The organism is Actinomycetes bacterium, assembly GCA_036510875.1.
Classification (GTDB): domain Bacteria; phylum Actinomycetota; class Actinomycetes; order Prado026; family Prado026; genus DATCDE01.
The window spans coordinates 1-25,068 of sequence record DATCDE010000218.1 but is presented as its reverse complement, the minus strand read 5'-3'; the positions used below and the strand labels follow the sequence as shown (position 1 = coordinate 25,068).

The following is a 25,068-nucleotide window of genomic DNA, read 5'->3' as shown; positions in this document are numbered from 1 at the left end:
GCGTCGCGCAGTCCGGGGCCTTCGTCCCGTGGCAGGTCAAGGATTCGAACCTTGGTAGGCAAAGCCGACGGATTTACAGTCCGCTCCCATTGGCCGCTCGGGCAACCTGCCGGGTGCTGCCGGGTGGACAGCGGAGAGAATGTTACCCCAGCCGGAAAGGGGGCCACGCATGGCCGACTCGAGTTTCGACATCGTGAGCAAGGTTGACCATCAGGAGGTCGACAACGCGCTGAACCAGGCCGCCAAGGAGGTGTCCCAGCGCTACGACTTCAAGAACGTCGGCGCCTCGATCGCCTGGTCGGGCGAGAACGTCGAGATGCGCGCGAACAGCGAGGAGCGGGTCAAGGCGATCCTCGACGTGTTCGAGAGCAAGCTGGTCAAGCGCGGCGTCTCGCTCAAGGCGCTCGACCTCGGCGAGCCGTACGCGTCCGGCAAGGAGTACCGGCTCGTGGCCAGCCTGAAGCAGGGCATCAGCTCGGACGACGCCAAGAAGCTGTCCAAGATCATCCGGGACGAGGGGCCCAAGGGGGTCAAGGCCCAGATCCAGGGCGACGAGCTGCGGGTCAGCTCGAAGTCGAGGGACGAGCTGCAGACCGTGATCGCACTGATCAAGGGCAAGGACCTGGAGTTCGCCGTCCAGTTCGTCAACTACCGGTGACGAACACCCCGAGCTGGTCACGTTCGAGGATCAGCCCGGTGACGCCCGCGGCCGGGGCCACCAGCTCGGGCGACCAGGACAGCGCGTCGAACGGGCAGACCTCGATGCAGATCCCGCAGTACATGCACAGCGCGTAGTCGATGGCGAACCGGTCCAGGACGTGGCGGGTCCGGGGGCGACGGCCCGCTGCCGGCTCCTCCTCGGTGTGCGAGTCGATCTCGATGCACCAGTCCGGGCACTCGCGGGCGCACAGCATGCAGGATGTGCATCTGTCAGCGACCAGGGCGATCGCGCCACGGCTGCCGGCCGGGGGCGGGTAGGGCGCGGTCACGGCTGCTCGCCGTCCTGGTCGGCCGGCCTCCACCGGCCCGCGGCCGGCACGCCGGGCGGCAGGGTGCGGCGGCGCCGAACGGCAGGGCCGGACTCCCCCGGCTCCTTCGCCCCCGGCCACGGGCGCGCGGCGCGAGCCGCGAGCACGAAGCCCTTGCGCAGGGGGTGGCCCTCGAAGCCGGCCGGCAGCAGCAGCGGGCCGGGCGCCGGGTGCCCGGTGAAGGTCAGGCCGAACATCTCGGCGGCCTCACGCTCGTGCCAGTCGGCCCCGCGGAACACGGCGACGGCGCTGGGCAGGCTGGGCGGTACGGCGTCCACGCGGGTCCGGACCAGCAGGTGCTCCACCGGCTCCAGCGCGACCAGGTGGCACACCACGACCAGGACCGCGTCGGTGTCCTCGTAGGCGGACAGCCAGTCGAGGTAGCCCAGCCGGTGGTCGTCGCGGGCCAGCCGCAACGCATCCCGCCACGCGTCGGCCGGGACGTCGACGGTCGCCTCCCCGAACGATGTGGTGAGCGACGCGCCCGGCAGCGCAGCCGCGAGCGCCTCGGCCCGCTCGTGACCGGTCATCGAGGCAGCCCGTCGGCAACGACCTGCAACGCCGCGCTCAGGGCCTCCGGTCGTGGCGGGCAGCCGGGCACGTAGAGGTCGACGGGGACCAGCTGGTCCACGCCCTTGGTCACGCTGTAGGAGTCCCAGTACGGGCCGCCGGAGTCGGCGCACGCCCCGAACGAGATCACGTACGGACGCCCAGGCAGCTGGTCGAGCAGCCGGCGCAGGACAGGGGCGAACACGTCGGTCAGGGTCCCGGACACCACCAGCACATCCGCCTCCCGGGGCGAGGCGGCGAGCGGCGCGCCCGGCTCGGCCGCACCGAGCCTGGGCAGGACGGCGGCCATGACCTCGACGGCGCAGCAGGCCAGCCCCACGTCGTAGGTCCACACCCGCAGCCGCACGTCGTCCAGCGCAACGGTGCCGCGATTGGGACCGACGGCGGGCGACCCGAGGTCCACCGTCACCCGACACCTCCCGTCACCAACGTCGGGGTTGCCCCCACTCTCCGGCACGGTGCCTAGACTAGGAGGATCCAGCCCAAGGGGGTTCGAGGAGCACGTGGCCAAGCAGGTCGTCGAAGTCGACCGTGTGATCATCCGTATCGCCGGCGACTCCGGTGACGGCATGCAGCTCACCGGTGACCGTTTCACCTCTCAGACGGCGGCGTTCGGCAATGACTTGTCGACGCTGCCTGACTTTCCTGCCGAGATCCGGGCGCCGGCGGGGACTTTGCCGGGGGTGTCCAGCTTTCAGCTGCAGTTCGCGAACTTCGACATCTTGACGCCGGGTGATGCCGCTGACGTGCTGGTGGCGATGAACCCGGCGGCGTTGCGGGCGAACCTGAAGGACCTGCGCCGCGGCGCGGACCTGATCGTGAACACCGACGAGTTCACCGACCGGAACCTGGCGAAGGTCGGCTATGCGGCGAACCCGTTGGAGGACGGCAGCCTGGAGGGCTACCACGTTCACCGGGTCGGGCTGACCTCGATGACGGTCGCGGCGGTCGAGGGCATCGAGGTGTCGAAGAAGGAGGCCGAGCGGGCGAAGAACATGTTCGCGCTGGGTCTGCTGTCGTGGCTGTACCACCGGCCGACCGAGTCTACGTTTGCGTTCCTGGAGTCGAAGTTCTCCAGCAAGCCGGACATCCTGGCCGCCAACATCGCGGCGTTCAAGGCGGGCTGGAACTTCGGTGAGACGACCGAGGACTTCTCGGTCTCCTACGAGGTGAAGCCGGCCCCGCTGCCGGCGGGCACCTACCGCAACATCTCCGGCAACCTGGCCCTGGCCTACGGGCTGGTGGCCGCGTCGCGGCTGTCCGGGCTGCCGATGTTCCTGGGCGCCTACCCGATCACCCCGGCCAGCGACATCCTGCACGAGCTGGCCAAGCACAAGCGGTTCGGCGTGCGGACGTTCCAGGCGGAGGACGAGATCGCGGGCATCGGGGCGGCGCTGGGTGCCGCCTTCGGCGGCGCGCTGGCCGTCACGACGACGTCGGGTCCGGGGCTGGCGCTGAAGTCGGAGACGATCGGGCTCGCGGTGTCGCTGGAGCTGCCGCTGGTCATCGTCGACGTCCAGCGCGGCGGCCCGTCCACCGGCCTGCCGACCAAGACCGAGCAGGCCGACCTGCTGATGGCGATGTTCGGGCGCAACGGCGAGGCACCGGTGCCGATCGTGGCGCCGCGCTCGCCGTCGGACTGCTTCGACGCCGCGATCGAGGCGGCCCGGATCGCGCTGCTCTACCGCACGCCGGTGCTGCTGCTGTCCGACGGCTACCTGGCGAACGGCTCCGAGCCGTGGCGCATCCCGGACACCGACACGCTGCCGGACATCAGCGTCGCCTTCGCCACCGAGCCCAACCACGACGGCGAGTTCTGGCCGTACCTGCGGGACCCGCAGACCCTGGCCCGGCCCTGGGCCATCCCCGGCACCGCGGGGCTGGAGCACCGCATCGGCGGCATCGAGAAGCACGACGGGTCCGGGGAGATCTCCTACGACCCGGCCAACCACGACTTCATGGTGCGCACCCGGGCGGCGAAGGTCGACGGGGTCGCGGCCACCATCGCGCCGCTGGAGGTCGACGACCCGAGTCGACAGGCCAAGGTCTTGGTGATCGGCTGGGGCTCCACCTACGGCCCGGTCGGGGCGGCGTGTCGCCAGGTGCGCCTGGCCGGCCACCAGGTGGCCCAGGCCCACCTGCGGCACCTCAACCCGTTCCCGGCGAACACCGGTGAGGTGCTGGCCCGCTACGACAAGGTCCTCGTCCCGGAGATGAACCTCGGGCAGCTGGCCATGCTGCTGCGGGCGAAGTACCTCGTGGACGCCATCGCCTACAACCAGGTCCGCGGCAAGCCGTTCAAGGCCGACGAGCTGCAAGCCGTGATCGAGGACGTGATCGCCAGTGGCTGACCTCATCGACGTCGAGGCGTTGGCCGGGGTGCCCAAGACGGACATCCCGCTCAAGGCGAAGGACTTCAAGTCCGACCAGGAGGTCCGCTGGTGCCCCGGCTGCGGGGACTACGCCATCCTGGCCGCCATCCAGGGGTTCCTGCCCGAGATGGGGCTGCGCCGGGAGAACATCGTCTTCGTCTCCGGGATCGGCTGCTCCTCGCGCTTCCCGTACTACCTGGACACGTTCGGGATGCACTCGATCCACGGACGCGCGCCGGCCATCGCCACCGGGCTGTCCGTGTCCCGACCCGACCTGTCGGTGTGGGTGGTCACCGGCGACGGCGACGCGTTGTCGATCGGCGGCAACCACCTGATCCACGCGATGCGCCGCAACGTCAACCTGAAGATCCTGCTGTTCAACAACCGGATCTACGGCCTGACCAAGGGCCAGTACTCGCCCACCTCGGAGCGCGGGAAGGTCACCAAGTCCACCCCCATGGGCTCGGTCGACACCCCGTTCAACCCGGTCTCCCTCGCGCTCGGCGCCGAGGCCACGTTCGTGGCCCGCACCGTCGACTCCGACCGCAAGCACCTGACCGAGGTGCTCCGCCGGGCCGCGGCCCACCCCGGGACCGCGCTGGTGGAGATCTACCAGAACTGCCCCATCTTCAACGACGACGCGTTCGCCGTCCTCAAGGAGCCGGACACCCGGGACCTGTCCACCATCCGGCTCGAGCACGGCCAGCCGATCCGGTTCGGCACCGACGGGTCCAAGGGAGTCGTGCGGGCACCGGACGCGACCTTGCAGGTGGTCGAGGTCACCGACCTCGGGCCGGACGGCGAGTCCCAGCTGCTCGTCCACGACGAGCACGCCGACAACCCCGAGCTGGCGTTCGCACTGTCCCGCCTCGCCGACCCGACCACCTTGGACCGCACCCCCATCGGCGTGTTCCGCGACGTCGTCCGACCCACCTACGACGCACTCCTCGCCGAGCAGCTCGACCGGGCCACCGCCACCCAAGGCACCGGCGACCTGACCACCCTGCTCCACGGCAGCGACACCTGGACCATCAGCTGAGCGAGGGCGACCTGCTGCAGAAACGCCGAGCGGACGGGCTCGAGCTCTCCTCGGACCCGGCTCGGCTGGACCTGGACCGGGTGCACCGCTGGCTGTCCGGCGAGTCGTACTGGGCGGCCGGGCGGACGCGCGACGTCGTCGACCGGTCCTTCGCGGCGTCGCTGGGCGTGGGTGTCTACGACGGCGGCACCCAGGTGGGCGTGGCCCGGGTGGTGACCGACCGCGCGACCTTCGCCTGGGTCTGCGACGTCTTCGTCGACGCCGGCTACCGGGGGCGTGGCATCGGGACCTGGCTGATCGCGGCCATCACCGGGCACCTGCAGGCCGATGGGGTGCGGCGGGTCGTGCTGGCGACGCGCGACGCCCACGAGGTCTACGCCGGCGTTGGTTTCCGGCCGCTGGCCGCCCCCGAGCGCTGGATGGAAATCGATCGCCGGGGCGTCGTGGCGTAGCCTGCCGGGGTGTCCGACCGGCGTCGCGGTGTGCTGCTCGGGCTGACCGCTTACTTCATCTGGGGCCTGTTCCCGCTCTACTGGCCGCTGCTCGAGCCGGCCGGCGCCGTGGAGATCCTGGCCAACCGGATCGTCTGGTGCCTGGCCGTGGTCCTGCTCCTGCTGCTGTCTGCGCGCCGCTGGTCCTGGATCCGCCCGCTGCTGAGGGACCGCCGGCGGCTCGGCCTGCTCGTCCTCGCCGGCTTCGTCATCGCAGTGAACTGGGGCATCTACATCTACGGGGTCAACTCCGGCCACGTGGTCGAGACCTCCCTCGGGTACTTCATCAACCCGCTGCTCACGGTGGCGCTCGGCGTGCTGGTGCTCGGGGAGCGCCTGCGCTTGGTGCAGTGGCTCGCGGTCGGCCTCGGCGCGGTCGCCGTGGTGGTGCTCACGGTCGACTACGGCCGGCTGCCTTGGATCGCGCTGCTGCTGGCCGCGTCGTTCGGCACCTACGGCCTGGTCAAGAAGACCGTGGGGATCGGACCGGTCGAGAGCCTCACGGTGGAGACATCGGCGCTGTTCGTGCCGGCCGTGGTCTTCCTGGTGGTGCTGCAGGCGAGCGGCCGCAACACGTTCGCCACCCACGGTCCCGGCCATGCGGCGCTGCTTGCGGCCACCGGCGTCATCACGGCCGTGCCGCTGCTGGCCTTCGGCGGCTCGGCCAACCGGGTGCCGCTGAGCTGGCTGGGCATCATGCAGTACCTAACCCCGGCCATGCAGTTCCTGTTGGGGATCCTGGTCTTCCACGAGGCGATGCCACCCCCCCGGTGGATCGGGTTCGGGCTGGTCTGGCTCGGACTGCTGGTGCTCACCTTCGACTCGATTTGGGCGGCCAGCCGACGGACGCCTGCTGCGGACGTCGTGCCGGCCGAGGCCCACTGATCCCGGGAAGCCCCGCCCATGGGCGCCCTGCTGGCAAGGTTGGCGATATGACCGCAGACGCCGCACCAGCTGACCCGTTTCGCACCGAGGAGCGCCGTGGCCTGCGGGCCATGGTCCGCCGGTTCGTCGAGCAGGAGGTGCTGCTGGACCTCGACACCTGGGAGCGGGGCGGGGAGCTGCCGAGGTCGCTGCACGAGCGGGCTGCCGAGGCCGGGCTGCTCGGGGTCAGCTTCCCCGAGTCCGTGGGCGGCTCCGGCGGTGACCTGCTGGACTCCCTCGTGGTGACCGAGGAGGTGCTCCAGGCCGGGGGCAGCGGTGGCCTGGTCGCCGGGCTCTTCACGCACGGGATCGCCCTGCCCCACATCGTCGCTGCCGGTGACCCCGGGCAGGCTGACCGCTTCGTCCGTCCGGTGCTGCAAGGGCGCGCGATCGCCGCGCTCGCAGTGACCGAACCGGACGGCGGCTCGGACGTGGCGGCGCTGCGCACGCGCGCGGTGCGGGACGGCGACAGCTACGTGGTGGACGGCTCCAAGACCTTCATCACGTCCGGCGCCCGCGCCGACTGGGTCACGGTGGCGGTACGGACCGGCGGGCCGGGCTACCCGGGCCTGTCCCTGATCGTCGTCCCGACCGACACCCCGGGGTTCTCGGTGGTCCGCCGGCTGGACAAGATGGGCTGGCGCTGCTCGGACACCGCCGAGCTGTCCTTCGACGGGTGCCGTGTCCCGGCCGAGAACCTGGTTGGCGCCGAGGGCACCGGGTTCCTGCAGCTGGCCGCCCAGTTCGTGGTCGAGCGCATCTCCTTGGCCGTCCAGGCCTACGCCACCGCCCAGCGCTGCCTCGAGCTGGCCACGGCCTGGACCCGCGAGCGGCAGACGTTCGGCCGACCGCTGGCCTCACGCCAGCTGGTCCGGCACCAGCTGGTGGAGATGCACCGGCAGGTCGACGTGGCACGGGTCTACACCCGGCAGGTGGCCCAGCGGCACGCCGCCGGCGAGGAGGTCATCGCCGAGGCGGCGCTGGCCAAGAACACGGCGGTCGCCGCGTGCGAGCACGTGGCCTACCAGGCCGTCCAGCTGCACGGAGGGGCCGGCTTCATCGCCGACCTGGAGGTGGAGCGGCACTACCGCGACACCAGGGTGCTGGCGATCGGCGGCGGCGCGACCGAGGTGATGGCCGAGCTGGCGGCCACCCGGCTGGGCTATTGAGCTGCCGGCCTCCGGCGCCGCTCAGCGGGTGCGCGCGAGCACGACGTCGCACAGCCCCGCGAGCACGTCGCGGGCCGGGACGTCGGGCAGCGGCCGCAGCACCGACCGGGCGTGGTCAGCCCACGTCTTGAGGTCGGCGCGGGCGAGCTCCATCGCCGGGTGCGCCCGGAGCAGGGCGAGCGCCTCGGCGTGCTCGTCGTCGTCCGGCAGCGGACGGCTCAGCAGATCGCGCAGCCGCGCGTCAGCGGGGTCGGTCGCGCGCATCGCGTGGAAGGTGGCCAGGGTCGGTACCCCCTCGCGCAGATCGGTGCCCGGCGTCTTGCCCGACTCGGCCGACTCGCTGGTGATGTCGAGCAGGTCGTCCGAGAGCTGGAAGGCGACGCCGAACCGCTCCCCGAACCGGGCGAGCACCTCCACCACGACATCGTCCGCGCCGGACATCATGGCGCCGAACCGGCCCGAGGTGGCGATCAGCGAGCCGGTCTTGTCCGCGAGGACCGACAGGTAGTGCTCGAGCGGGTCCTGTCCGTCGGCCGGGCCGACCGTCTCCCGGATCTGCCCGGTCACCAGCCGCTCGAAGGTCCGCGCCTGGATGCGGACCGCCTCCGGCCCGAGGTCGGCGAGCAGGTCGGATGCCCTGGCGAACAGGAAGTCACCGGTGAGGATGGCCACCGTGTTGTCCCAGCGCGCGTTGGCCGACTCCGCGCCGCGCCGCAGGGGCGCCTCGTCCATCACGTCGTCGTGGTACAGCGTCGCCAGATGGGTCAGCTCGACGACGACAGCGGCCGGCAGCACCCCCGGCGCGTGCGGGTTGCCGAACTGCGCGGCCAGCAGCACCAGCAGCGGTCGGAACCGCTTGCCGCCCGCGTCGACGAGGTGGCGGGCCGCCTCGCTGACGAACGGGTCGTCGCTCTTGACCGAGGTGCGCAGCAGCTCCTCGACGCTGGCCAGGCCCCGCGCGAGGGCGCCCTCGAGCGCCGAGTCGCCGACGGTGATCTCGAACGGTGCGACCGGCCGGCCGGGTACCAAGCCCTACCTCACGAAGACCGCAGCGCGGTCAGCCAGGTCGAGCAGCGGCTGGGGCAGGACGCCGAGCACGACCGTCACCACGACGCCCACGGTCACGGCAGCCGTGGTGAACGCGCTCGGGACGGCGACCGTGGGGCCGTCGGGGGCAGGCTCGGAGAAGAACATCAGCACGATCACCCGGACGTAGAAGAACGCCGCGACCGCACTCGCCAGGACACCCACGATCGCCAAGGGGGCCGCACCGCCGCCGATCGCCGCAGAGAACACGGCGAACTTCCCGGTGAAGCCACTCGTCAGCGGGATCCCGGCGAGCGCCAGCAGGAACAGCGCGAACGCGCTGGCCACCAGCGGCGAGCGACGGGCCAGCCCGGCCCACTGAGACAGGTGGGTCGCCTCACCTGCGGAGTCACGGACCAGGGTCACCACGGCGAACGCGCCGATCGTGGTGAACCCGTAGGCCACCAGGTAGAACAGCGTGCTGGACACGCCAGCCCGGTCGATCGCGAGCACGCCCACCAGGATGAAGCCCGCGTGCGCGATCGAGGAGTAGGCCAGCAGCCGCTTCACATCGGTCTGGGTCACCGCGAGCACCGAGCCGACGACCATGGTGAGGATCGCGATCGCCCACATCATCGGCCGCCAGTCCCACCGGACCCCGCCCAGGGCGACGTAGAACACCCGCAGCAGCGCGCCGAAGGCGGCGACCTTGGTCCCTGCCGCCATGAACGCGGTCACCGCGGTGGGCGAGCCCTGGTAGACGTCCGGCGTCCAGGAGTGGAACGGGGCGGCGCTGACCTTGAACAGCAGGCCCACCGCCATCATGGCAACCCCGATGAGCAGCAGCGGGTCCCGGCCGACGGTCGAACCGACCGACGAGGCGATCACTCCGAGCTCGAGCGAGCCGGAGAATCCGTACAGATAGGCGATGCCGAACAGCAAGAAGGCCGAGGAGAAGCTGCCAAGCACGAAGTACTTGAGCGAGGCCTCCTGCGAGATGAGCCGCCGGCGGCGGGCCAGCCCGGCCAGGATGTACAGCGGCAGCGAGAGCACCTCGATGGCCACGAACAGCGTCAGCAGGTCGTTGGACGCGGGCAGCAGCAGCATGCCGCCCACCGAGAACAGGGTGAGCGGGTAGATCTCGGTCTGCCGCCAGCCCGCTGTCGCGGCCTCGCGCTCGTCGTCGCTGCCAGGCACCGCCGAGCCGGTGGGCGCGAACGCGTCACCGGACGGGTCGATGGACCGCTCGGACATGAGCAGCACGGCGCCGAGGGACAGCAGGAGCACGGTCCCCTGGATGAACAGGGTGGGTCCGTCGACGGCCACCGCTCCCTCGGCGGTGATGGCCGCGGTGCCGGAGGTCGCGTTGACCACCACCGCGACGAAAGCTGCGATGAGCCCGGCGACGGCGATCGCCTGCTGCACCATGGCCCGGTATCTGCGCGAGACGAACGCCTCCACCAGGACCGAGACCAACGCAGCGGCGAACACCACGAGCATCGGGGCGAGCGCCCCGTAGTCGAGCGAGGGCGTCTGGAACGAGGCAGCAGCCAGCACGATCACTGGGCAGTCCCTTCAGCGCTGGCACCGGATGCGACCGGCACGGTGGGCGTGGGGTCGGTCTGCCCAACGTGCTGCAGGGTGCTCGAGACGGCTGGGTTGATCACATCCAGCAGCGGCTTCGGGAAGAAGCCGAGGGCGATGAGCAGCGCGATCAGCGGGGCCACCGCGAGCACCTCGCGGAGCCCGAGGTCCTTGAACCCCTTCACCCGCTCGCTCGGCTCGCCGGTCGCCACTCGCTGGTACCACAGCAGGACGTACAGCGCCGCGAAGATGATGCCGATGGTCGCCACGATCCCGGCGGCCGGGTAGCGCGTGAACGTGCCGACCAGGACCAGGAACTCGCTGACGAACGTGGACAGCCCCGGCAGGGCCAGCGAGGCCAACCCCATGACCAGGAAGCTGCCGGCGAGCAGCGGAGCGACCCGTTGGACTCCGCCGTAGTCGGCGATGAGCCGGGAGCCGCGCCGGCTGATCAGGAAGCCGGCCACGATGAACAGTCCGGCCGTAGAGAACCCGTGGTTGACCATGTACAGCGTCGACCCGGACTGACCCTGGGTGGTCATCGCGAAGATGCCCAGCGTGATGAACCCGAAGTGCGACAACGACGTGTAGGCGATCAGCCGCATCATGTCGGTCTGCCCGATAGCCGCGAGTGCGCCGTAGAGGATGCCGATGACGGCGATCACCAGGATCGCTGGGGCGAAGTACTTCGACGCGTCCGGGAACAGCGGCAGGCAGTACCGGATCATGCCGAAGGTGCCGACCTTGTCGAGCACGCCGACCAGCAGCACGGCCGTTCCGGGGGTCGACTCGGCCGCCGCATCCGGCAGCCAGGTGTGGAACGGCCACAGCGGCGCCTTGATCGCGAAGGCGAAGAAGAAGCCAAGGAACAGCCACTTCTGCGTGGTCGGGTCGATGTTCAGCCCGGTCAGCGCGGAGAACTCGAAGGTGCCCTTGCCCAGCTGGTTGCCGGACACCGAGTACAGGCCGATCAGCGCCACCAGCATGAGCAGCCCGCCGAACAGGCTGTACAGCAGGAACTTGACCGCGGCGTAGGACCGCTGAGCCCCGCCGAACGCGCCGATCAGGAAGTAGACCGGGATGAGCATCGCCTCGAAGAAGACGTAGAACAAGAACAGGTCGGTCGCCGCGAAGACGCCGATCATCATGGTCTCCAGGACCAGGATGAGCGCGAAGTAGACCTTGACGGGGCGGTTCGAGTCGTCGGCGTCGTTCCAGCCGGCCAGGATGACCACCGGGACGAGCACGGTGGCCAGCGCCACCAGCACCAGGCCGATGCCGTCGACGCCGACCGCGTAGGACACGCCGAAGGCGCTGATCCAGGAGTGCTGCTCGACGAACTGGAACGTCGGCCCGGTCGCGTCGAACGCGGTCGCCATGATCACGGTCAGGACGAGCACGACGAGCGAGACGACCAGGGCCACCTGCTTGGCCAACAGGTCGCGGCCCTTCGGCAGCGCTGCCACGACGACGGCCCCGACGAGCGGGATCACGCCGATGGTGGTCAGCCACGGGAAGGAGGTCACGTCAGATCCTTACCAACACGACGGCGACCACCACGATGGCAGCGCCCGCGAACATGGACAGCGCGTACGAGCGGACGAACCCGGTCTGGGTCCGGCGGCTCCGCGCGGAGATCCCGCCGATCAGGGCGGCCAGGCCGTTCACGGCACCGTCCACCACCCGGTTGTCGAAGAAGACCAGGAACCGGGTGAGGTACTGGCCGGGCTGCATGACCAGGGTCTCGTTGACCACGTCGCCGTAGAGGTCGCGGCGGGCCGCGACCGTGAGCGGTGACACGTCGACCGGCGCGACCTCGGGGACCGGTCGGGTCGCGTACTGCTGGTAGGCCAGCCCGCCCCCCAGCGCGACCACCGCCAAGGTGATGACCGTCAGCACGACGGGCGAGATCACTTGGGTGACCACCGGCTCCGGGCCGAACACCGGCTCGAGGAAGGTGACGAACCGGCCGCCGAGCATGAGCAGCGCACCGCTGACGAGCGACATGAAGGCCAGCACGGCCATCGGGGCGGTCATCACCGTCGGCGACTCGTGCGGGTGGGTGTCGGGCGCCCACCGCTTCTCACCGAAGAAGGTCATGATCACCATGCGGGTCATGTAGAAGGCGGTGATCCCGGCGCCGAGCAGGGCGATGAACCCGAAGGTCCAGCCCTGGACGCCGCCCTTGTCGAAGGCGGCCTCGATGATCTTGTCCTTGGTGAAGTACCCGGCGAACGGCGGGACGCCGATGATCGCCAGATAGCCGAAGATGAAGGTCACGAAGGTCACCGGCATCAGCTTGCGCAGCCCGCCGTACCGGCGCATGTCCACCTCGTCGTTCATGCCGTGCATGACCGACCCGGCGCCGAGGAACAGGTCGGCCTTGAAGAAGCCGTGCGTGAGCAGGTGGGCGATGCCGAACGCGTACCCGATCGGTCCCAGGCCCACGGCCAGGATCATGTAGCCGATCTGGCTCATCGTGGAGCCGGCGAGCGACTTCTTGATGTCGTCCTTGGCGGAACCGACGATGGCACCGAAGATCAGTGTGACCGCGCCGACGATGGCCACCGCGAGCTGCGCTCCGGCCGACAGGTCGAAGATGGCGTTCGAGCGGGCGATCAGGTAGACGCCGGCGGTCACCATCGTGGCGGCGTGGATCAGTGCCGACACCGGGGTCGGGCCGGCCATGGCGTCTCCGAGCCAGGCCTGCAACGGGACCTGCGCCGACTTGCCACAGGCGGCGAGCAGCAGGAGCAGCCCCATCGCGGTCAGCACACCGTGCGAGGCCTGCGATGCCACAGCCGACACCGCGGCGATCGAGACGGTCCCGAACGTGGCGAACATGATCATGATGGCGATGGACAGGCCGATGTCGCCGACCCGGTTCATGACGAACGCCTTGTTCGCCGCCGAGGCGAAGGCCGGGCGGTAGTTCCAGAAGCCGATGAGCAGGTACGACGCGAGACCGACACCCTCCCAGCCCATGTAGAGCGTGAGGTAGCTGTTGGCCAGCACGAGCAGCAGCATCGAGGCGACGAACAGGTTCAGGTAGCCGAAGAACCGGCGGCGGGCCGGGTCGTGGGACATGTACCCGATCGAGTAGATGTGGATCAGGGAGCCGACCCCGGTGATGAGCAGCGCGAAGGACACCGACAGCGGGTCGAGCAGCAGCCCCATGTCGACCCTGAACCCGCCCACCGGGATCCAGGTGTAGACGGTCTGGTTGATGCTGCGGGAGCCGCTGTCGCGGCCGAGCATCGCGAAGAGCATGGCGCTGACGATCACGAAGGACGCGACCGGCATGCCGGTGCCGAGCCAGTGGCCCCACCGGTCGGACCGGCGACCGGCCAGCAGCAGGATCGCGGCACCGAACAGCGGCAGGGCGACTACGAGCCACAGCAGCGAGAAGACGCCGGACGCTGCGACCGGGCTGGCTTCGGCGAGCACGGCCGCGTTCATGCGACGGTCCTCGGGTGCTGCACAGGTGTGCGGGACACGATCATCCTCATCGCCGTCACGGTCAGTACTTCAACAGGCTTGCGTCGTCGATCGAAGCCGACCGCCGGGTCCGGAAGATGGACACGATGATGGCCAGCCCGATCACGACCTCGGCGGCCGCGACCACCATCACGAAGAAGGCCATGACCTGGCCGTGCAGGTTGCCGTTCATGCGCGCGAAAGTGACGAACGCCAGGTTGCTCGCGTTGAGCATCAGCTCCACGCTCATGAACACCACGATCGCGTTGCGGCGGACGAGCACCCCGGTGCCGCCGAGCGTGAACAGCAGCGCGGAGACCACCAGGTAGTACGTCGGGCTCATGCGTCGCCTCCCTCGAGCTCGTCATGTCCGGTCTTGAGCTCGGTCGGCGTCTGCTGGCGCACGCCGCGCTGGCCGAGCGGGACCGGGATGGACGACTCAGCCGGCGTGCCGTCGGGCAGCAGGGCCGGGGTGTCGACCGAGTTGTGACGTGCGTAGACACCGGGGACGGGCAGCGGGGTCCGCTGCTCGCCGTGGAACCGCTGGATCGCCAGCTGGCGCTGGGTGAGCCGGCGGACGACGCGCTCCCGGTGCGCCAGCATCATCGCGCCGAGCGCCGCAGTGATCAGCAGCGCCGAGGTGACCTCGAACGCCCACAGGTAGCGGGTGAAGATCAGCTCGGCGATGCCCTGGACATTGCCGCCCTGGGCCGCGTTCGCGACGTCGACGCCTTCGACCGGCTCGACCACAGCGCGGCCGATGCCGGCGATGAGCAGGATGCCGACGCTCAGGCCCACGACGACGGCCGCGACCCGCTGACCGCGCAGCGTCTCGACGAGGGAGTCGGACGCGTCCACGCCGACCAGCATGAGCACGAACAGGAACAGCATCATGACGGCGCCGGTGTAGACGACCACCTGGACGACGCCCAGGAACACCGCGCCCTGCAGGATGTAGAGGAAGGCCAGGCTGATCATGGTCATGGCCAGCCACAGCGCGCTGTGCACGGCCTTGCGGCTGAGCAGCATCATGACGGCGCCGAGCACGGCCAGCGGGCCGAAGGTCCAAAAGCCGACCGCCTCGCCGCCGGACACCGCCAGCACCGCGCTGCTCACTGCTCGTCCCCGTCCGTCAGGTCGGCCCCCACGGCGGCCTCCTCGGTCCCGTGGTGCCGCGCCACCCAGGCCTCCTGACCGGGCGTCGCCTGGGTCACCTGGCCCCGGTAGTAGTGCTTCTCGTTGGTGCCCTCGACCATCGGGTGGGGGGGCGCCAGCATCCCCGGGAGCATCGGGGCCAGCAGGTCCTGCTTCTCGTAGATGAGGCTGGCCCGGGTGTGGTCGGCGAGCTCGAACTCGTTGGTCATGGTGAGCGCCCGGGTCGGGCAGGCCTCGATGCACAGCCCGCACAAGATGCAGCGCGCGTAGTTGATCTGGTAGACGCCGCCGTACCGCTCACCGGGGCTGAACCGCTCGTCCTCGCTGTTCGGCGCACCCTCGACGTAGATCGCGTCCGCCGGGCAGGCCCAGGCACACAGCTCGCAGCCGATGCACTTCTCCAGGCCGTCCGGGTGCCGGTTCAGCTGGTGCCGACCGTGGAACCGCGGAGCGGTCGTCTTGTGCTCCTCCGGATACTGCTCGGTGACGACCTTCTTGAACATGGTCTGGAAGGTCACCCCGAAGCCGCGGCCGGGGATCTTGACGTCAGCCACCGAAAGGCTCCTCGTCTTGAGCGACGGTCTCGTCGTCCTCGCTGAACGCGCCCGCAGGCACGACGGCGGCGGCTCGGGTCGTCGCCGCGGACAGCGGCGGCACCGGGAAGCCTCCCGCGAACGGGTCGAACTCCCTCGGCGGGGCCTTGGGCCGGGCGGCGGCGCGCTTGATGGCCTGCCCCTCGGCGATGTACCAGGCCAGCAGGACCACCGCAGCGACCACCCCGATGCCGATGACCAGCCGGGTGAGGTCGACGCCCTGGGTCCGCACCACGCGCACGGCCGCGACCGCGACGATCCAGCCCAGTGAGACCGGGATGAGGACCTTCCAGCCGAGCTTCATGAACTGGTCATAGCGCAGCCGGGGCAGCGTGCCGCGCAGCCACACGAACACGAAGACGAAGGCGAGCACCTTGCCGAAGAACCAGATCAGCGGCACCCAGCCCTCGTTCGCCCCGCTCCACAGCGAGATCGGCCAGGGGGCCCGCCAGCCGCCCAGGAACAGCGTGGTGGCCAGCGCCGAGACAGTGGCCAGGTTGACGTACTCGGCGAGGAAGAACAGCGCGAACTTCAGTGACGAGTACTCGGTGTGGAAGCCACCCACCAGCTCGCCCTCGGCCTCCGGCAGGTCGAACGGTGCCCGGTTGGTCTCGCCGACCATCGCGATCACGTAGATGGCGAAGGACAGCGGCACCACCAGGATGAACCAGCGGGGCTGCTGCGCCGCGACGATGCTCGAGGTGGACATCGAGCCGGACACCAGGAAGACCGCGACGAAGGACAGGCCCATCGCGATCTCGTAGCTGATCATCTGGGCGGTGCTGCGCAGGCTGCCCAGCAGCGGGTAGGTGGAGCCGGACGACCAGCCGGCCAGCACGATGCCGTAGATCCCCACCGAGGCGACGGCCAGGACGTACAGCACACCGACCGGGAAGTCGGTCAGCTGCAGCGGAGTCTGGTGGCCGAAGATCGAGACCACCGGACCGAACGGGATCACCGCCCAGGCCAGGAAGGCCGGGATGGTGGCCAGGATCGGCGCCAGGAAGTACACGGCCCGGTCGGCGGCCTTGGGGAGGATGTCCTCCTTCAGCGCCAGCTTCACTCCGTCGGCGAGGCCCTGGATCAGGCCGAACGGACCGGTCCGGTTCGGGCCGAGGCGGTTCTGCATGCGGGCCACGACCCGGCGCTCGAACCAGATGTTGAACAGGGTGAGCAGCACGAGGACCAGGAAGATACCGACGGCCTTGAGCAGGATGAGCCACCACGGGTCGGTGCCGAACATCCCGAGGTTGTCCTCGGTTGTCACGACCGCGCCGAGCAGTCCGGTGGTCACGCGGCACCCCCTGCACTCAGTCCGACGATGGCCCCGTACCCGACCTGCAGGTCGCGGTGCACGGCCGAGCCCACGGAGTTGCCCGGCAGCCAGACCACGGCGTCCGGCATCTCGGTGACCTCGACCGGCAGCTCGACCGACCCATGCTCGGTGCTCACCCGCAGGGAGCCCCCGGCGGCGACGCCGACGGCCCCCGCCGTCACCGCTGAGACCCGGGCCACCGACGGGTGCGCGGTCCCGGCCAGGTGCGGCTCGCCGTCCTGCCCACGACCCGCGTCGAGGAGCAGCCGCCAGGTGGCCAGCGCAGCCGATTCGGGTCCAGGCTCGGGCGGAGCCGAGGCCGGGACGTCGGGGGCGGTGACCCGCGTGCCCTGCCACGGCTCGAACTCGGCGAGCTCACGGCGCACCGCGTCGACGGTGTCCAGGCCCAGCCGGACGTCGAGCTCGGCGGCCAGCATCGAGAGCACCCGGCTGTCCGGCATGGCCGACGAGCCGTGCAGCACCTGGTCGAAGGCCCGGCCGCAGCCCTCCCAGCTGACGAACGTCCCGGCCTTCTCGGCCGGCGGCGCCACGGGCAGCACGACGTCGGCGCGCTCGGTGACTGCGCTGTCGCGGACCTCGAGGCTCACCAGGAAGCCGACCGAGTCGAGCGCCGCGAGGGCGCCGGACGGGTCGGGCAGGTCGTCGACCTCGACTCCGGCGACGACCAGCGCCGCCAGCTCACCAGCGGCGGCCGCCGCGAGCATCGCGGAGGTGTCCCGACCGGGGCCCTCGGGCAGCTGCCCGGCGCCCCAGACGGCCGCAGCGTCGACCCGGGCCGCGGCGTCGGCGACCGGGCGCCCACCCGGCAGCAGCCCGGGCAGCGCACCGCCCTCGACCGCGCCGCGCTCACCCGCTCGCCGCGGCACCCAACCCAGCTTGGCGCCGGTGGCCGCAGCCAGCCTCCCCGCGGCGGACAGCGCCCCGGGGACTCCGGCCAGGCGCTCCCCCACGAGGAGCACCGCACCGGGCTCGCGCAGCAGCCGGGCCGCGTCCGCGGCCGGCCCCTCGGCGGCCGACGACCCGGCCAGCGCGTCCAGCGCCTGGGCCTCGGCCCCGGGGACGGTCGGGATCAGCCGGCCGAACACCCGCTCGAGACCCGGGCTGGCGAACGGTGCCACTGCGATGACCGGAAGGCCGTACCGCCGGGCCGCCTTGCGCAGCCGCAGGTAGACGATCGGCGACTCCTCCTCCGGCTCGAAGCCGGCGAGGACGACGACGGGCGCGGCCTCCAGGTCGGCGTAGGTCGGCACCGACGGAGAGCCCAGGCCGCGGCCGGCCACGAGCGCGGCCAGGAAGTCGGCCTCCTCGGCTGAGTGGGTCCGGGCCCGGAAGTCGACGTCGTTGGTGCCCAGCGCGACCCGGGCGAACTTGGCGTAGGCGTAGGCGTCCTCGGCCGTGAGCCGACCGCCGGCCAGCACCCCGACCCCCGCAGCCTCGCGGGCGGCGGCCAGCCCACGCGCCGCGGCGTCCAGCGCCTCGGGCCAGGACGCGGCCACCAGCACACCGTCGGTCCCCCGGACGAGAGGGGCGGCCAGCCGGTCCGGCTGGGTGCTCGAGTGGAACGCCCAGCGACCCTTGTCGCAGTTCCACTCCTCGTTCACGGCGGGGTCGTCGCCGGCCATCCGGCGCAGCACGGCGTTGCGCCGGTAGTCGGTGCGCAGGGCGCAGCCCGACGCGCAGTGCTCGCACGCCGTGGGCGTGGACACCAGGTCGAACGGCCGCGAGCGAAATCGGTACGCCGTCCCGGTGAGCGCACCCACCGGGCAGATCTGCACCGCGTTGCCGGAGAAGTAGGAGTTGAACGGCTGCCGCGCGTAGATGCCCACCTGCTGGTCGGCGCCGCGCTCGACCAGCTCGATGAACGGGTCACCGGCGATCTGCGCGGCGAACCGGGTGCACCGGGCGCAGGAGATGCAGCGCTCGCGGTCCAGCAGCACCTGGCTGGACAGTGGGATCGGCTTGGGGAAGGTGCGCTTGGTGCCGTTGAAGCGGGACTCGGCACGGCCGTTGGACATGGCCTGGTTCTGCAGGGGGCACTCGCCGCCCTTGTCGCAGATCGGGCAGTCCAGCGGGTGGTTGATCAGCAGCATCTCCATGACGCCGTGCTGCGCCTTGTCGGCGATCGGCGAGGTGAGCTGGGTGCGCACGACCATGCCGTCCGCGACCGTCGTCGTGCACGACGCCGCGGGCTTGCCCTGGCCCTGCACCTCGACCAGGCACTGGCGGCAGGCGCCGACCGGGTCGAGCAGCGGGTGGTCGCAGAAGCGCGGGACGGCGATGCCCAGCTCCTCGGCGGCCCGGATGATCAGGGTGCCCTTGGGCACGCTGGTCTCGATCCCGTCGATGGTCAGGCTGACCAGGTCGGTCCGCTGCTCCACAGCGCCGCTGCCGGGGGTTCCGGTGGTCACGGTCATCAGGCGTGCGCTCCCGCGAAGACGGTGGAGGCCACCGGGTCGAACGGACATCCGCCCTGCTCGAGGTGCGCGATGTACTCGTCCCGGAAGTACTGGATGGAGGACGTGACCGGGCTGGTCGCGCCGTCGCCGAGCGCGCAGAACGCGCGCCCGAGGATGTTGTCGGATAGGTCGAGCAGCTTGTCGAGGTCCTCGGGGCTGCCCTCCCCGCGCTGGAGCCGGTCCAGGATCTGCACCAGCCAGTACGTGCCCTCGCGGCAGGGCGTGCACTTGCCGCAGGACTCGTGCTTGTAGAACTCGCTCCAGCGCAGCACCGCGCGAACCACACAGGTGGTCTCGTCGAAGATCTGCAGCGCCTTGGTGCCGAGCATGGACTTGACCGCGGCGACGCCCTCGTAGTCGAGCGGCACGTCGAGGTGCTCGGCCGTGAGCAGCGGGGTGGACGAGCCCCCCGGTGTCCAGAACTTCAGCTCGTGGCCCTCCCGGACCCCGCCCGCCAGCTCGAGCAGCTCGCGCAGGGTGACCCCCAGCGGGGCCTCGTACTGGCCCGGCCGGGTCACGTGCCCGGACAGCGAGTACAGCGTGAAGCCCGGCGACTTCTCGGACCCGAAGGAGCGGAACCAGTCCACGCCGCCGCGCACGATGGCCGGGACCGACGCGATCGACTCGACGTTGTTCACCACGGTCGGCGACGCGTACAGGCCGGCGATCGCCGGGAACGGTGGCCGCAGCCGGGGCTGCCCGCGCCGGCCCTCGAGGGAGTCCAGCAGCGCGGTCTCCTCGCCGCAGATGTAGGCGCCGGCACCTGCGTGCACAGTCACGTCGAGGTCGAACCCGGAGCCGAGGATGTTCGGGCCGATCAGCCCGGCGGCCGTCGCGTCGGCGACCGCCTGCTGCACCCGCCGGATCACGTGCAGCACCTCGCCGCGCACGTAGATGAACGCGTGGTGCGCCCGGATCGCATACGCGGCGATGACGACGCCCTCGACCAGCTGGTGCGGGTCGGCCATGAGCAGCGGAATGTCCTTGCAGGTGCCCGGCTCGGACTCGTCTGCGTTGACCACCAGGTAGTGGGGCTTGCCGTCGCCCTGCGGGATGAAGCCCCACTTCATGCCGGTCGGGAAGCCCGCGCCGCCACGGCCGCGGAGCCCGGAGTCCTTGATCAGCGCGATGACGTCGTCGGGGGGCATCGCCAGGGCCTTGGACAAGGCGGCGTACCCCTCGCGCGCGCGGTAGCTGCCCAGCGTCCAGGAGCGGTCGGCGTCCCAGTGCGCGGACAGCACCGGCGTGAGCGTGGCCACGTCAGGAGTCCTTCGGGGTCTCGGCGCCGGCCTCACGCGCCACGTGACCGAGCTCTCGGGCCACCGACAGTCCGGCCAGGGTCGCCGGCCCGGCCGAGGGGCCCTCGTCGGCGAGCCCGTCGGGGAAGCCCGCGAGCACCCGCTCGGCCTCGGTGAACTTGACCACCTGCGGGCCACGGGTGGACCGGACCTCGGCGCCGGACCGGAGGCGGTCGACGACGTCGACCGCGCTGTCCACCGTCTGGTTGTCGAAGAACTCCCAGTTGACCATCATTACGGGGGCGTAGTCGCAGGCCGCGTTGCACTCGACGTGCTCGAGGGTGATCGCGCCGTCCGCCGTGGTCTCGTCGTTGCCGACCCCGAGGTGGTCCTTCAGCGCTCCGAAGATCGCGTCGCCGCCCATGATCGCGCACAGCGTGTTCGTGCAGACACCCACGTGGTAGTCGCCGACCGGGTGCCGCTTGTACATCGTGTAGAAGGTCGCCACGGCGCTCACCTCAGCCGTGGTGAGGTCGAGGAGCTCGGCGCACAGCTCGATGCCCTCCGGGGTGACGTACCCGTCCTCGGCCTGCACGAGGTGCAGCATCGGCAGCAGCGCGGAGCGCGGCTTCGGGTAGCGCGCCATGATCGCGCGCATCTCTTCGCGCGTGCTGTCGGTCAGTGCCATGGGTCAGCGATCAACTCCACCCATCACGGGGTCGATGCTCGCGACCGCGACGACGACGTCGGCCAGCTGGCCGCCCTCGCACATCGCGGCCACGGCCTGCAGGTTGGTGAACGAGGGCTCGCGGTAGTGCACCCGGTACGGGCGGGTGCCGCCGTCGCTGACGATGTGCACGCCGAGCTCGCCGCGGGGGGACTCGATCGCCTGGTAGACCTGGCCGGCCGGGACGTGGAACCCCTCGGTCACCAGCTTGAAGTGGTGGATCAGGGCTTCCATGGACTCGCCCATGATCTGCCGGATGTGGTCGAGGGAGTTGCCCATGCCGTCCGAGCCGAGCGCCAGCTGCGCCGGCCAGGCGATCTTCTTGTCCTCCACCATCACCGGCCCAGGGGTGAGCCGGTCCAGGCACTGCTCGACGATCTTCAGCGACTCCTGCATCTCCGCCATCCGGATGAGGAACCGTCCGTAGGAGTCGGAGGTGGTCTGGGTCGGGACGTCGAACTCGTAGGTCTCGTAGCCGCAGTAGGGCTGCATCTTGCGCAGGTCCCAGGCCAGCCCGGTGGACCGCAGGATCGGCCCGGTCAGGCCGAGGGCGACCGCGCCGGACAGGTTCAGGTAGCCGATCCCGACCGTGCGCCCCATCCAGATGCCGTTGTCGACGAGCAGCTTCTCGGTGTCCGTGAGCCGGCTCTTCAGCTTCTTGACGGTCTCCGCGATCTGGTCGACCGCACCCGGCGGGAGGTCCTGGGCCACGCCCCCGGGGCGGATGAACGCGTGGTTCATGCGCAGGCCGGTGACCAGCTCGAAGACGTCCAGGATCAGCTCACGCTCGCGGAACCCGAAGATCATCGCGGTGAGGGCGCCGAGCTCCATGCCGCCCGTGGCGATCGCCACCAGGTGGGAGGAGATCCGGTTGAGCTCCATGAGCATGACCCGGATCACACTGGCCCGCTCCGGGATCTGGTCGGTGATCCCGAGCAGCTTCTCCACGGCCAGGCAGTACGCCGTCTCGTTGAACAGCGGCGCCAGATAGTCCATGCGGGTCACGAACGTGACGCCCTGGGTCCAGCTGCGGAACTCGAGGTTCTTCTCGATGCCGGTGTGCAGGTAGCCGACGCCGCACCGGGCCTCGATGACGTTCTCGCCGTCGAGCTCGAGGATCAGCCGGAGCACGCCGTGGGTGGACGGGTGCTGCGGTCCCATGTTGACGACGACGTGCTCCTGGCGGCCACCGGAGACGCCGCGCACCACGGTGTCCCAGTCGGCGCCGGTGACCGTGTACACGGTCCCCTCGGTGGTCTCCCGCGAGCCCGCGTACGCGTCGGCCACCGGACCGGACGCCGCGGCGCCGGCCGAGCCGAAGGTGATGTTGTCGGTGGACATCAGCTGTAGACCCTCCGCTGGTCGGGGGGCGGGATCTCGGCGCCCTTGTACTCCACCGGGATCCCACCGAGCGGGTAGTCCTTGCGCTGCGGGTGGCCGGGCCAGTCGTCCGGCATCAGGATCCGGGTCAGCGCCGGGTGACCGTCGAAGATGATCCCGAAGAAGTCGTAGGTCTCCCGCTCGTGCCAGTCGTTCGTGGGGTACACGCTGGTCGCCGTGGGGATGTGCGGGTCGGCGTCCGGGACGGCGACCTCGACCCGCAGCTGCCGGTTATGGGTCAGCGAGCGCAGGTGGTAGACGGCGTGCAGCTCGCGGTCGGTGTCGTCGGGGTAGTGGACCCCGCTGACCCCGAGCGACATCTCGAACCGCAGCAGCGGGTCGTCGCGCAGGGCCTGCAGCACCTCGACGACCTTCTCCCTGCGCACGTGGATCGTCATCTCGCCACGGTCGATGACCACACCCTCGACGGCGTCGCCGTACGACGGCAGGACGCGCTCGAGCGTGTCGGCGGCCTCGTCGAACCAGCCGCCGTACGGGCGCGGGGTCGCACCGGGCATCGCCACGGTGCGCACCAGCCCGCCGTAGCCGGACGTGTCGCCCGAGCCGTGCACCCCGAACATGCCGTGCCGCACGCCGATGACCTCGGCGGCCTCTGCTTCGGCGGGGACGACCTCTCCGCCGCTCTCGAGACCGTGGTTGCCCTCGGTCACCGGAGCAGTCCCTTCATCGCCGAGGTGGGCAGCGCGGTGAGCGCGATCTGCTCACGCTCCTCGACCTGACGCTCGCGGTTGGCGCCCAGCTTCGAGTGCTGGATCTGGTCGTGCAGCTTCAGGATCGCGTCCATGAGCATCTCCGGCCGCGGCGGGCAGCCGGGCAGGTAGATGTCCACCGGCACGACGTGGTCGACGCCCTGCACGATGGCGTAGTTGTTGAACATGCCGCCGGAGGAGGCGCACACCCCCATCGACAGCACCCACTTGGGGTTCGGCATCTGGTCGTAGATCTGCCGCAGCACGGGGGCCATCTTCTGGCTCACCCGCCCGGCCACGACCATCAGGTCGGCCTGCCGCGGAGAGGCGCGGAAGACCTCCATGCCGAAGCGCCCGAGGTCGTAGCGGGGGCCGCCGGAGGACATCATCTCGATGGCGCAGCAGGCCAGCCCGAACGTCGCCGGCCACAGCGAGCTCTTGCGCATGTAGCCGGCGACCTGCTCGACCGTGGTCAGCAGGACGCCGCTCGGCAGCTTCTCCTCGAGTCCCATCCAGGCTCTCCTGATCGGTGGACGTCAGTCCCACTCAAGGCCGTCGCGCCGCCATACGTAGGCGTAGACGACGGCCAGGGTGGCGATGAACAGGACCATCTCGACGAGTCCGAAGACCCCGAGCCGGTCGAAGGTGACGGCCCACGGGTAGAGGAACACGATCTCGATGTCGAAGATGATGAACAGCATCGCGGTGAGGTAGTACTTCACCGGGAAGCGCCCGCCACCGATCGGCTGCGGCGTGGGCTCGATGCCGCACTCGTAGGCGTCCGACTTGGCCCGGTTGCGACGGCGGGGCCCGATGAACATGCCACCCACCACCGAGACCAGGGCGAAAGCCCCGGCGATGGCTCCGAGAACGATGACGGGGACGGAAGCGTTCATGCCGCTTCGCACTCCTTCCGCTGCATCTTCGACGACGTCGACGGACACGTCCCGACCGCCGGGCAGTCCCATCCTAGGGGGCTCGCAAGGTCCGTCCGGACGCGCACCCGGACCTCCGGGGGGACCCCCCGCGGCACCATTGCCGCGACTGCGCTGGACACCCCGACCCCTTCACTTGTGAACATCTTCACGAGCCGCGCGTCAGTCTATGACCTTGGTCGCGGGCCACCGTCAGCAGCCTCAGTCGGGCCGAACCGCGCGGTGCAGCGCGACGATGCCCGCCGAGAGGTCCCGCCAGGCCACCTGGTCCCAGCCGGCCGCCGTGAGGAGCGCCGCCAGCCCGCGCTGGTCCGGCCAGGCCCGCACCGACTCGGCGAGGTAGACGTAGGCGTCCGGGTTGTTGGCCACCGCCTTCGCGATCGAGGGCAGTGCGCGCATGAGGTACTCGACGTACAGCGTGCGGAACGGCGCCCAGGTGGGGTGGCTGAACTCGGCGACCACCAGCCGCCCACCGGGTCGGGTCACCCGCAACATCTCGGCCAGGGCAGCAGCCGTGTTGTGCACGTTGCGCAGCCCGAAGGAGATCGTGACTGCGTCGAAGGAGGCATCCTCGAACGGCAGGCTCAGCGCGTCGCCGGCCACGAAGCTGAGGGCCGACTGCCGTTGCTTGCCCACGCACAACATGCCGAGGGAGAAGTCGCAGGGCACCACCTGGGCGCCCGCCGCGGCGAACGGCGCGCTGGACGTCCCGGTGCCGGCCGCGAGGTCGAGGATCCGCTGGCCGGGACGGGCGTCGACGGCACGGACGACGGCCCGCCGCCAGGCCCTGGTCTGGCCCAATGAGAGCACGTCGTTGGTGAGGTCGTAGCGCTCGGCCACGCCGTCGAACATCGCGGC

Annotated in this window: 24 protein-coding genes, 1 tRNA gene and 1 pseudogene; 6 read left to right on the top strand and 20 right to left on the bottom strand. The window is 70.6% G+C overall.

Features of this window, described 5'->3' with window-relative positions; genetic code table 11:
• Positions 1-29: 29 nt before the first annotated feature.
• Positions 30-111: transfer RNA gene (locus VIM19_12735), tRNA-Tyr, on the bottom strand.
• Positions 112-169: 58 nt separating this feature from the next.
• Between VIM19_12735 and VIM19_12730 the strand changes: the two genes are divergently transcribed.
• The gene (locus tag VIM19_12730; GenBank protein ID HEY5185743.1) at positions 170-658 is read left to right on the top strand and encodes a YajQ family cyclic di-GMP-binding protein; all 489 of its coding nucleotides are present in this window, start codon (positions 170-172) and stop codon (positions 656-658) included.
• A 64-nt stretch (positions 659-722) separates the two neighbouring features.
• Here the strand turns inward: VIM19_12730 and VIM19_12725 are convergent.
• The 3 genes and pseudogenes from VIM19_12725 to nuoB form a co-directional block, all read right to left on the bottom strand.
• Positions 723-959 (bottom strand): annotated as a pseudogene (locus tag VIM19_12725) (4Fe-4S binding protein).
• 26 nt (positions 960-985) lie between these two features.
• The gene (locus VIM19_12720) at positions 986-1,558 is read right to left on the bottom strand and encodes an NADH-quinone oxidoreductase subunit C (protein ID HEY5185742.1); all 573 of its coding nucleotides are present in this window, start codon (positions 1,556-1,558) and stop codon (positions 986-988) included.
• Entirely contained in the window at positions 1,555-2,007 is a 453-nt protein-coding gene (nuoB, locus tag VIM19_12715; protein HEY5185741.1) for an NADH-quinone oxidoreductase subunit NuoB, read from the bottom strand. The genes VIM19_12720 and nuoB overlap by 4 nt, the downstream gene beginning before the upstream one ends.
• Positions 2,008-2,101: 94 nt before the next feature.
• On the opposite strand from nuoB, the gene VIM19_12710 reads away from it, so the two are divergent.
• From VIM19_12710 to VIM19_12690, 5 genes are read left to right on the top strand one after another with little or no spacing between them, the layout of a single operon-like run.
• Positions 2,102-3,949 carry a 2-oxoacid:acceptor oxidoreductase subunit alpha gene (locus tag VIM19_12710; GenBank protein ID HEY5185740.1) on the top strand — a complete coding sequence of 616 codons (1,848 nt, stop codon included), beginning with the start codon at positions 2,102-2,104 and terminating at the stop codon, positions 3,947-3,949.
• 4 nt (positions 3,950-3,953) lie between these two features.
• Complete coding sequence (locus VIM19_12705; GenBank protein ID HEY5185739.1) at positions 3,954-5,009, top strand: 2-oxoacid:ferredoxin oxidoreductase subunit beta; 1,056 nt, start codon at positions 3,954-3,956, stop codon at positions 5,007-5,009.
• 11 nt (positions 5,010-5,020) lie between these two features.
• Positions 5,021-5,461: a GNAT family N-acetyltransferase gene (locus tag VIM19_12700; GenBank protein ID HEY5185738.1), complete on the top strand. Its 441-nt coding sequence runs from the start codon at positions 5,021-5,023 to the stop codon at positions 5,459-5,461.
• Positions 5,462-5,470: 9 nt separating this feature from the next.
• The gene (gene rarD, locus VIM19_12695) at positions 5,471-6,385 is read left to right on the top strand and encodes an EamA family transporter RarD (protein HEY5185737.1); all 915 of its coding nucleotides are present in this window, start codon (positions 5,471-5,473) and stop codon (positions 6,383-6,385) included.
• Positions 6,386-6,432: 47 nt separating this feature from the next.
• A complete protein-coding gene (locus VIM19_12690; protein ID HEY5185736.1) occupies positions 6,433-7,593 on the top strand; it encodes an acyl-CoA dehydrogenase family protein in 1,161 nt (386 codons plus the stop codon).
• Positions 7,594-7,614: 21 nt separating this feature from the next.
• Here the strand turns inward: VIM19_12690 and VIM19_12685 are convergent, their stop codons facing one another.
• From VIM19_12685 to VIM19_12610, 16 genes are all read right to left on the bottom strand, one after another.
• The gene (locus tag VIM19_12685; protein HEY5185735.1) at positions 7,615-8,622 is read right to left on the bottom strand and encodes a polyprenyl synthetase family protein; all 1,008 of its coding nucleotides are present in this window, start codon (positions 8,620-8,622) and stop codon (positions 7,615-7,617) included.
• 3 nt (positions 8,623-8,625) lie between these two features.
• Complete coding sequence (nuoN, locus tag VIM19_12680) at positions 8,626-10,182, bottom strand: NADH-quinone oxidoreductase subunit NuoN (protein HEY5185734.1); 1,557 nt, start codon at positions 10,180-10,182, stop codon at positions 8,626-8,628.
• Positions 10,179-11,729 (bottom strand): NADH-quinone oxidoreductase subunit M, encoded by a 1,551-nt coding sequence (locus VIM19_12675; GenBank protein HEY5185733.1) that lies wholly within the window; start codon positions 11,727-11,729, stop codon positions 10,179-10,181. Before VIM19_12675 ends, nuoN begins: the two co-directional genes overlap by 4 nt.
• Position 11,730: 1 nt before the next feature.
• Positions 11,731-13,662, bottom strand: a complete 1,932-nt coding sequence (gene nuoL, locus VIM19_12670) for an NADH-quinone oxidoreductase subunit L (GenBank protein HEY5185732.1) — start codon at positions 13,660-13,662, stop codon at positions 11,731-11,733.
• Between the two features lie 61 nt (positions 13,663-13,723).
• Complete coding sequence (gene nuoK, locus VIM19_12665) at positions 13,724-14,023, bottom strand: NADH-quinone oxidoreductase subunit NuoK (protein HEY5185731.1); 300 nt, start codon at positions 14,021-14,023, stop codon at positions 13,724-13,726.
• Positions 14,020-14,796, bottom strand: a complete 777-nt coding sequence (locus tag VIM19_12660; protein HEY5185730.1) for an NADH-quinone oxidoreductase subunit J — start codon at positions 14,794-14,796, stop codon at positions 14,020-14,022. Before VIM19_12660 ends, nuoK begins: the two co-directional genes overlap by 4 nt.
• The gene (gene nuoI, locus VIM19_12655; GenBank protein HEY5185729.1) at positions 14,793-15,389 is read right to left on the bottom strand and encodes an NADH-quinone oxidoreductase subunit NuoI; all 597 of its coding nucleotides are present in this window, start codon (positions 15,387-15,389) and stop codon (positions 14,793-14,795) included. The genes VIM19_12660 and nuoI overlap by 4 nt, the downstream gene beginning before the upstream one ends.
• A complete protein-coding gene (gene nuoH / locus VIM19_12650; GenBank protein ID HEY5185728.1) occupies positions 15,382-16,671 on the bottom strand; it encodes an NADH-quinone oxidoreductase subunit NuoH in 1,290 nt (429 codons plus the stop codon). The genes nuoI and nuoH overlap by 8 nt, the downstream gene beginning before the upstream one ends.
• Positions 16,672-16,718: 47 nt before the next feature.
• Positions 16,719-19,178, bottom strand: coding sequence for an NADH-quinone oxidoreductase subunit G (locus VIM19_12645; GenBank protein ID HEY5185727.1), 2,460 nt, complete (start codon positions 19,176-19,178; stop codon positions 16,719-16,721).
• Positions 19,178-20,479 carry an NADH-quinone oxidoreductase subunit NuoF gene (gene nuoF / locus VIM19_12640; protein ID HEY5185726.1) on the bottom strand — a complete coding sequence of 434 codons (1,302 nt, stop codon included), beginning with the start codon at positions 20,477-20,479 and terminating at the stop codon, positions 19,178-19,180. Before nuoF ends, VIM19_12645 begins: the two co-directional genes overlap by 1 nt.
• Position 20,480: 1 nt before the next feature.
• Positions 20,481-21,146, bottom strand: coding sequence for an NADH-quinone oxidoreductase subunit NuoE (gene nuoE, locus VIM19_12635; protein HEY5185725.1), 666 nt, complete (start codon positions 21,144-21,146; stop codon positions 20,481-20,483).
• Between the two features lie 3 nt (positions 21,147-21,149).
• Positions 21,150-22,472, bottom strand: coding sequence for an NADH-quinone oxidoreductase subunit D (locus tag VIM19_12630; GenBank protein HEY5185724.1), 1,323 nt, complete (start codon positions 22,470-22,472; stop codon positions 21,150-21,152).
• A 53-nt stretch (positions 22,473-22,525) separates the two neighbouring features.
• Positions 22,526-23,236 carry an NADH-quinone oxidoreductase subunit C gene (locus VIM19_12625; GenBank protein ID HEY5185723.1) on the bottom strand — a complete coding sequence of 237 codons (711 nt, stop codon included), beginning with the start codon at positions 23,234-23,236 and terminating at the stop codon, positions 22,526-22,528.
• On the bottom strand, positions 23,233-23,787 hold the full coding sequence (locus VIM19_12620) for an NADH-quinone oxidoreductase subunit B family protein (GenBank protein HEY5185722.1): 555 nt from the start codon (positions 23,785-23,787) through the stop codon (positions 23,233-23,235). Before VIM19_12620 ends, VIM19_12625 begins: the two co-directional genes overlap by 4 nt.
• 24 nt (positions 23,788-23,811) lie before the next feature.
• Entirely contained in the window at positions 23,812-24,171 is a 360-nt protein-coding gene (locus VIM19_12615; protein HEY5185721.1) for an NADH-quinone oxidoreductase subunit A, read from the bottom strand.
• Positions 24,172-24,411: 240 nt separating this feature from the next.
• On the bottom strand, positions 24,412-25,068 hold a 657-nt coding region (locus VIM19_12610; protein ID HEY5185720.1), incomplete at its 5' end, for a demethylmenaquinone methyltransferase.

Bases quoted from the DNA above. Each gene is read 5' to 3' on its own strand.
- VIM19_12730 (HEY5185743.1), top strand. From the start codon at position 170: ATGGCCGACTCGAGTTTCGACATCGTGAGCAAGGTTGACCATCAGGAG.
- VIM19_12720 (HEY5185742.1), bottom strand. From the start codon at position 1,558: ATGACCGGTCACGAGCGGGCCGAGGCGCTCGCGGCTGCGCTGCCGGGC.
- VIM19_12690 (HEY5185736.1), top strand. From the start codon at position 6,433: ATGACCGCAGACGCCGCACCAGCTGACCCGTTTCGCACCGAGGAGCGC.
- nuoL (HEY5185732.1), bottom strand. From the start codon at position 13,662: ATGAACGCGGCCGTGCTCGCCGAAGCCAGCCCGGTCGCAGCGTCCGGC.
- nuoK (HEY5185731.1), bottom strand. From the start codon at position 14,023: ATGAGCCCGACGTACTACCTGGTGGTCTCCGCGCTGCTGTTCACGCTC.
- nuoH (HEY5185728.1), bottom strand. From the start codon at position 16,671: ATGTTCGGCACCGACCCGTGGTGGCTCATCCTGCTCAAGGCCGTCGGT.
- VIM19_12645 (HEY5185727.1), bottom strand. From the start codon at position 19,178: ATGACCGTGACCACCGGAACCCCCGGCAGCGGCGCTGTGGAGCAGCGG.
- nuoE (HEY5185725.1), bottom strand. From the start codon at position 21,146: ATGGCACTGACCGACAGCACGCGCGAAGAGATGCGCGCGATCATGGCG.
- VIM19_12620 (HEY5185722.1), bottom strand. From the start codon at position 23,787: ATGGGACTCGAGGAGAAGCTGCCGAGCGGCGTCCTGCTGACCACGGTC.
- VIM19_12615 (HEY5185721.1), bottom strand. From the start codon at position 24,171: ATGAACGCTTCCGTCCCCGTCATCGTTCTCGGAGCCATCGCCGGGGCT.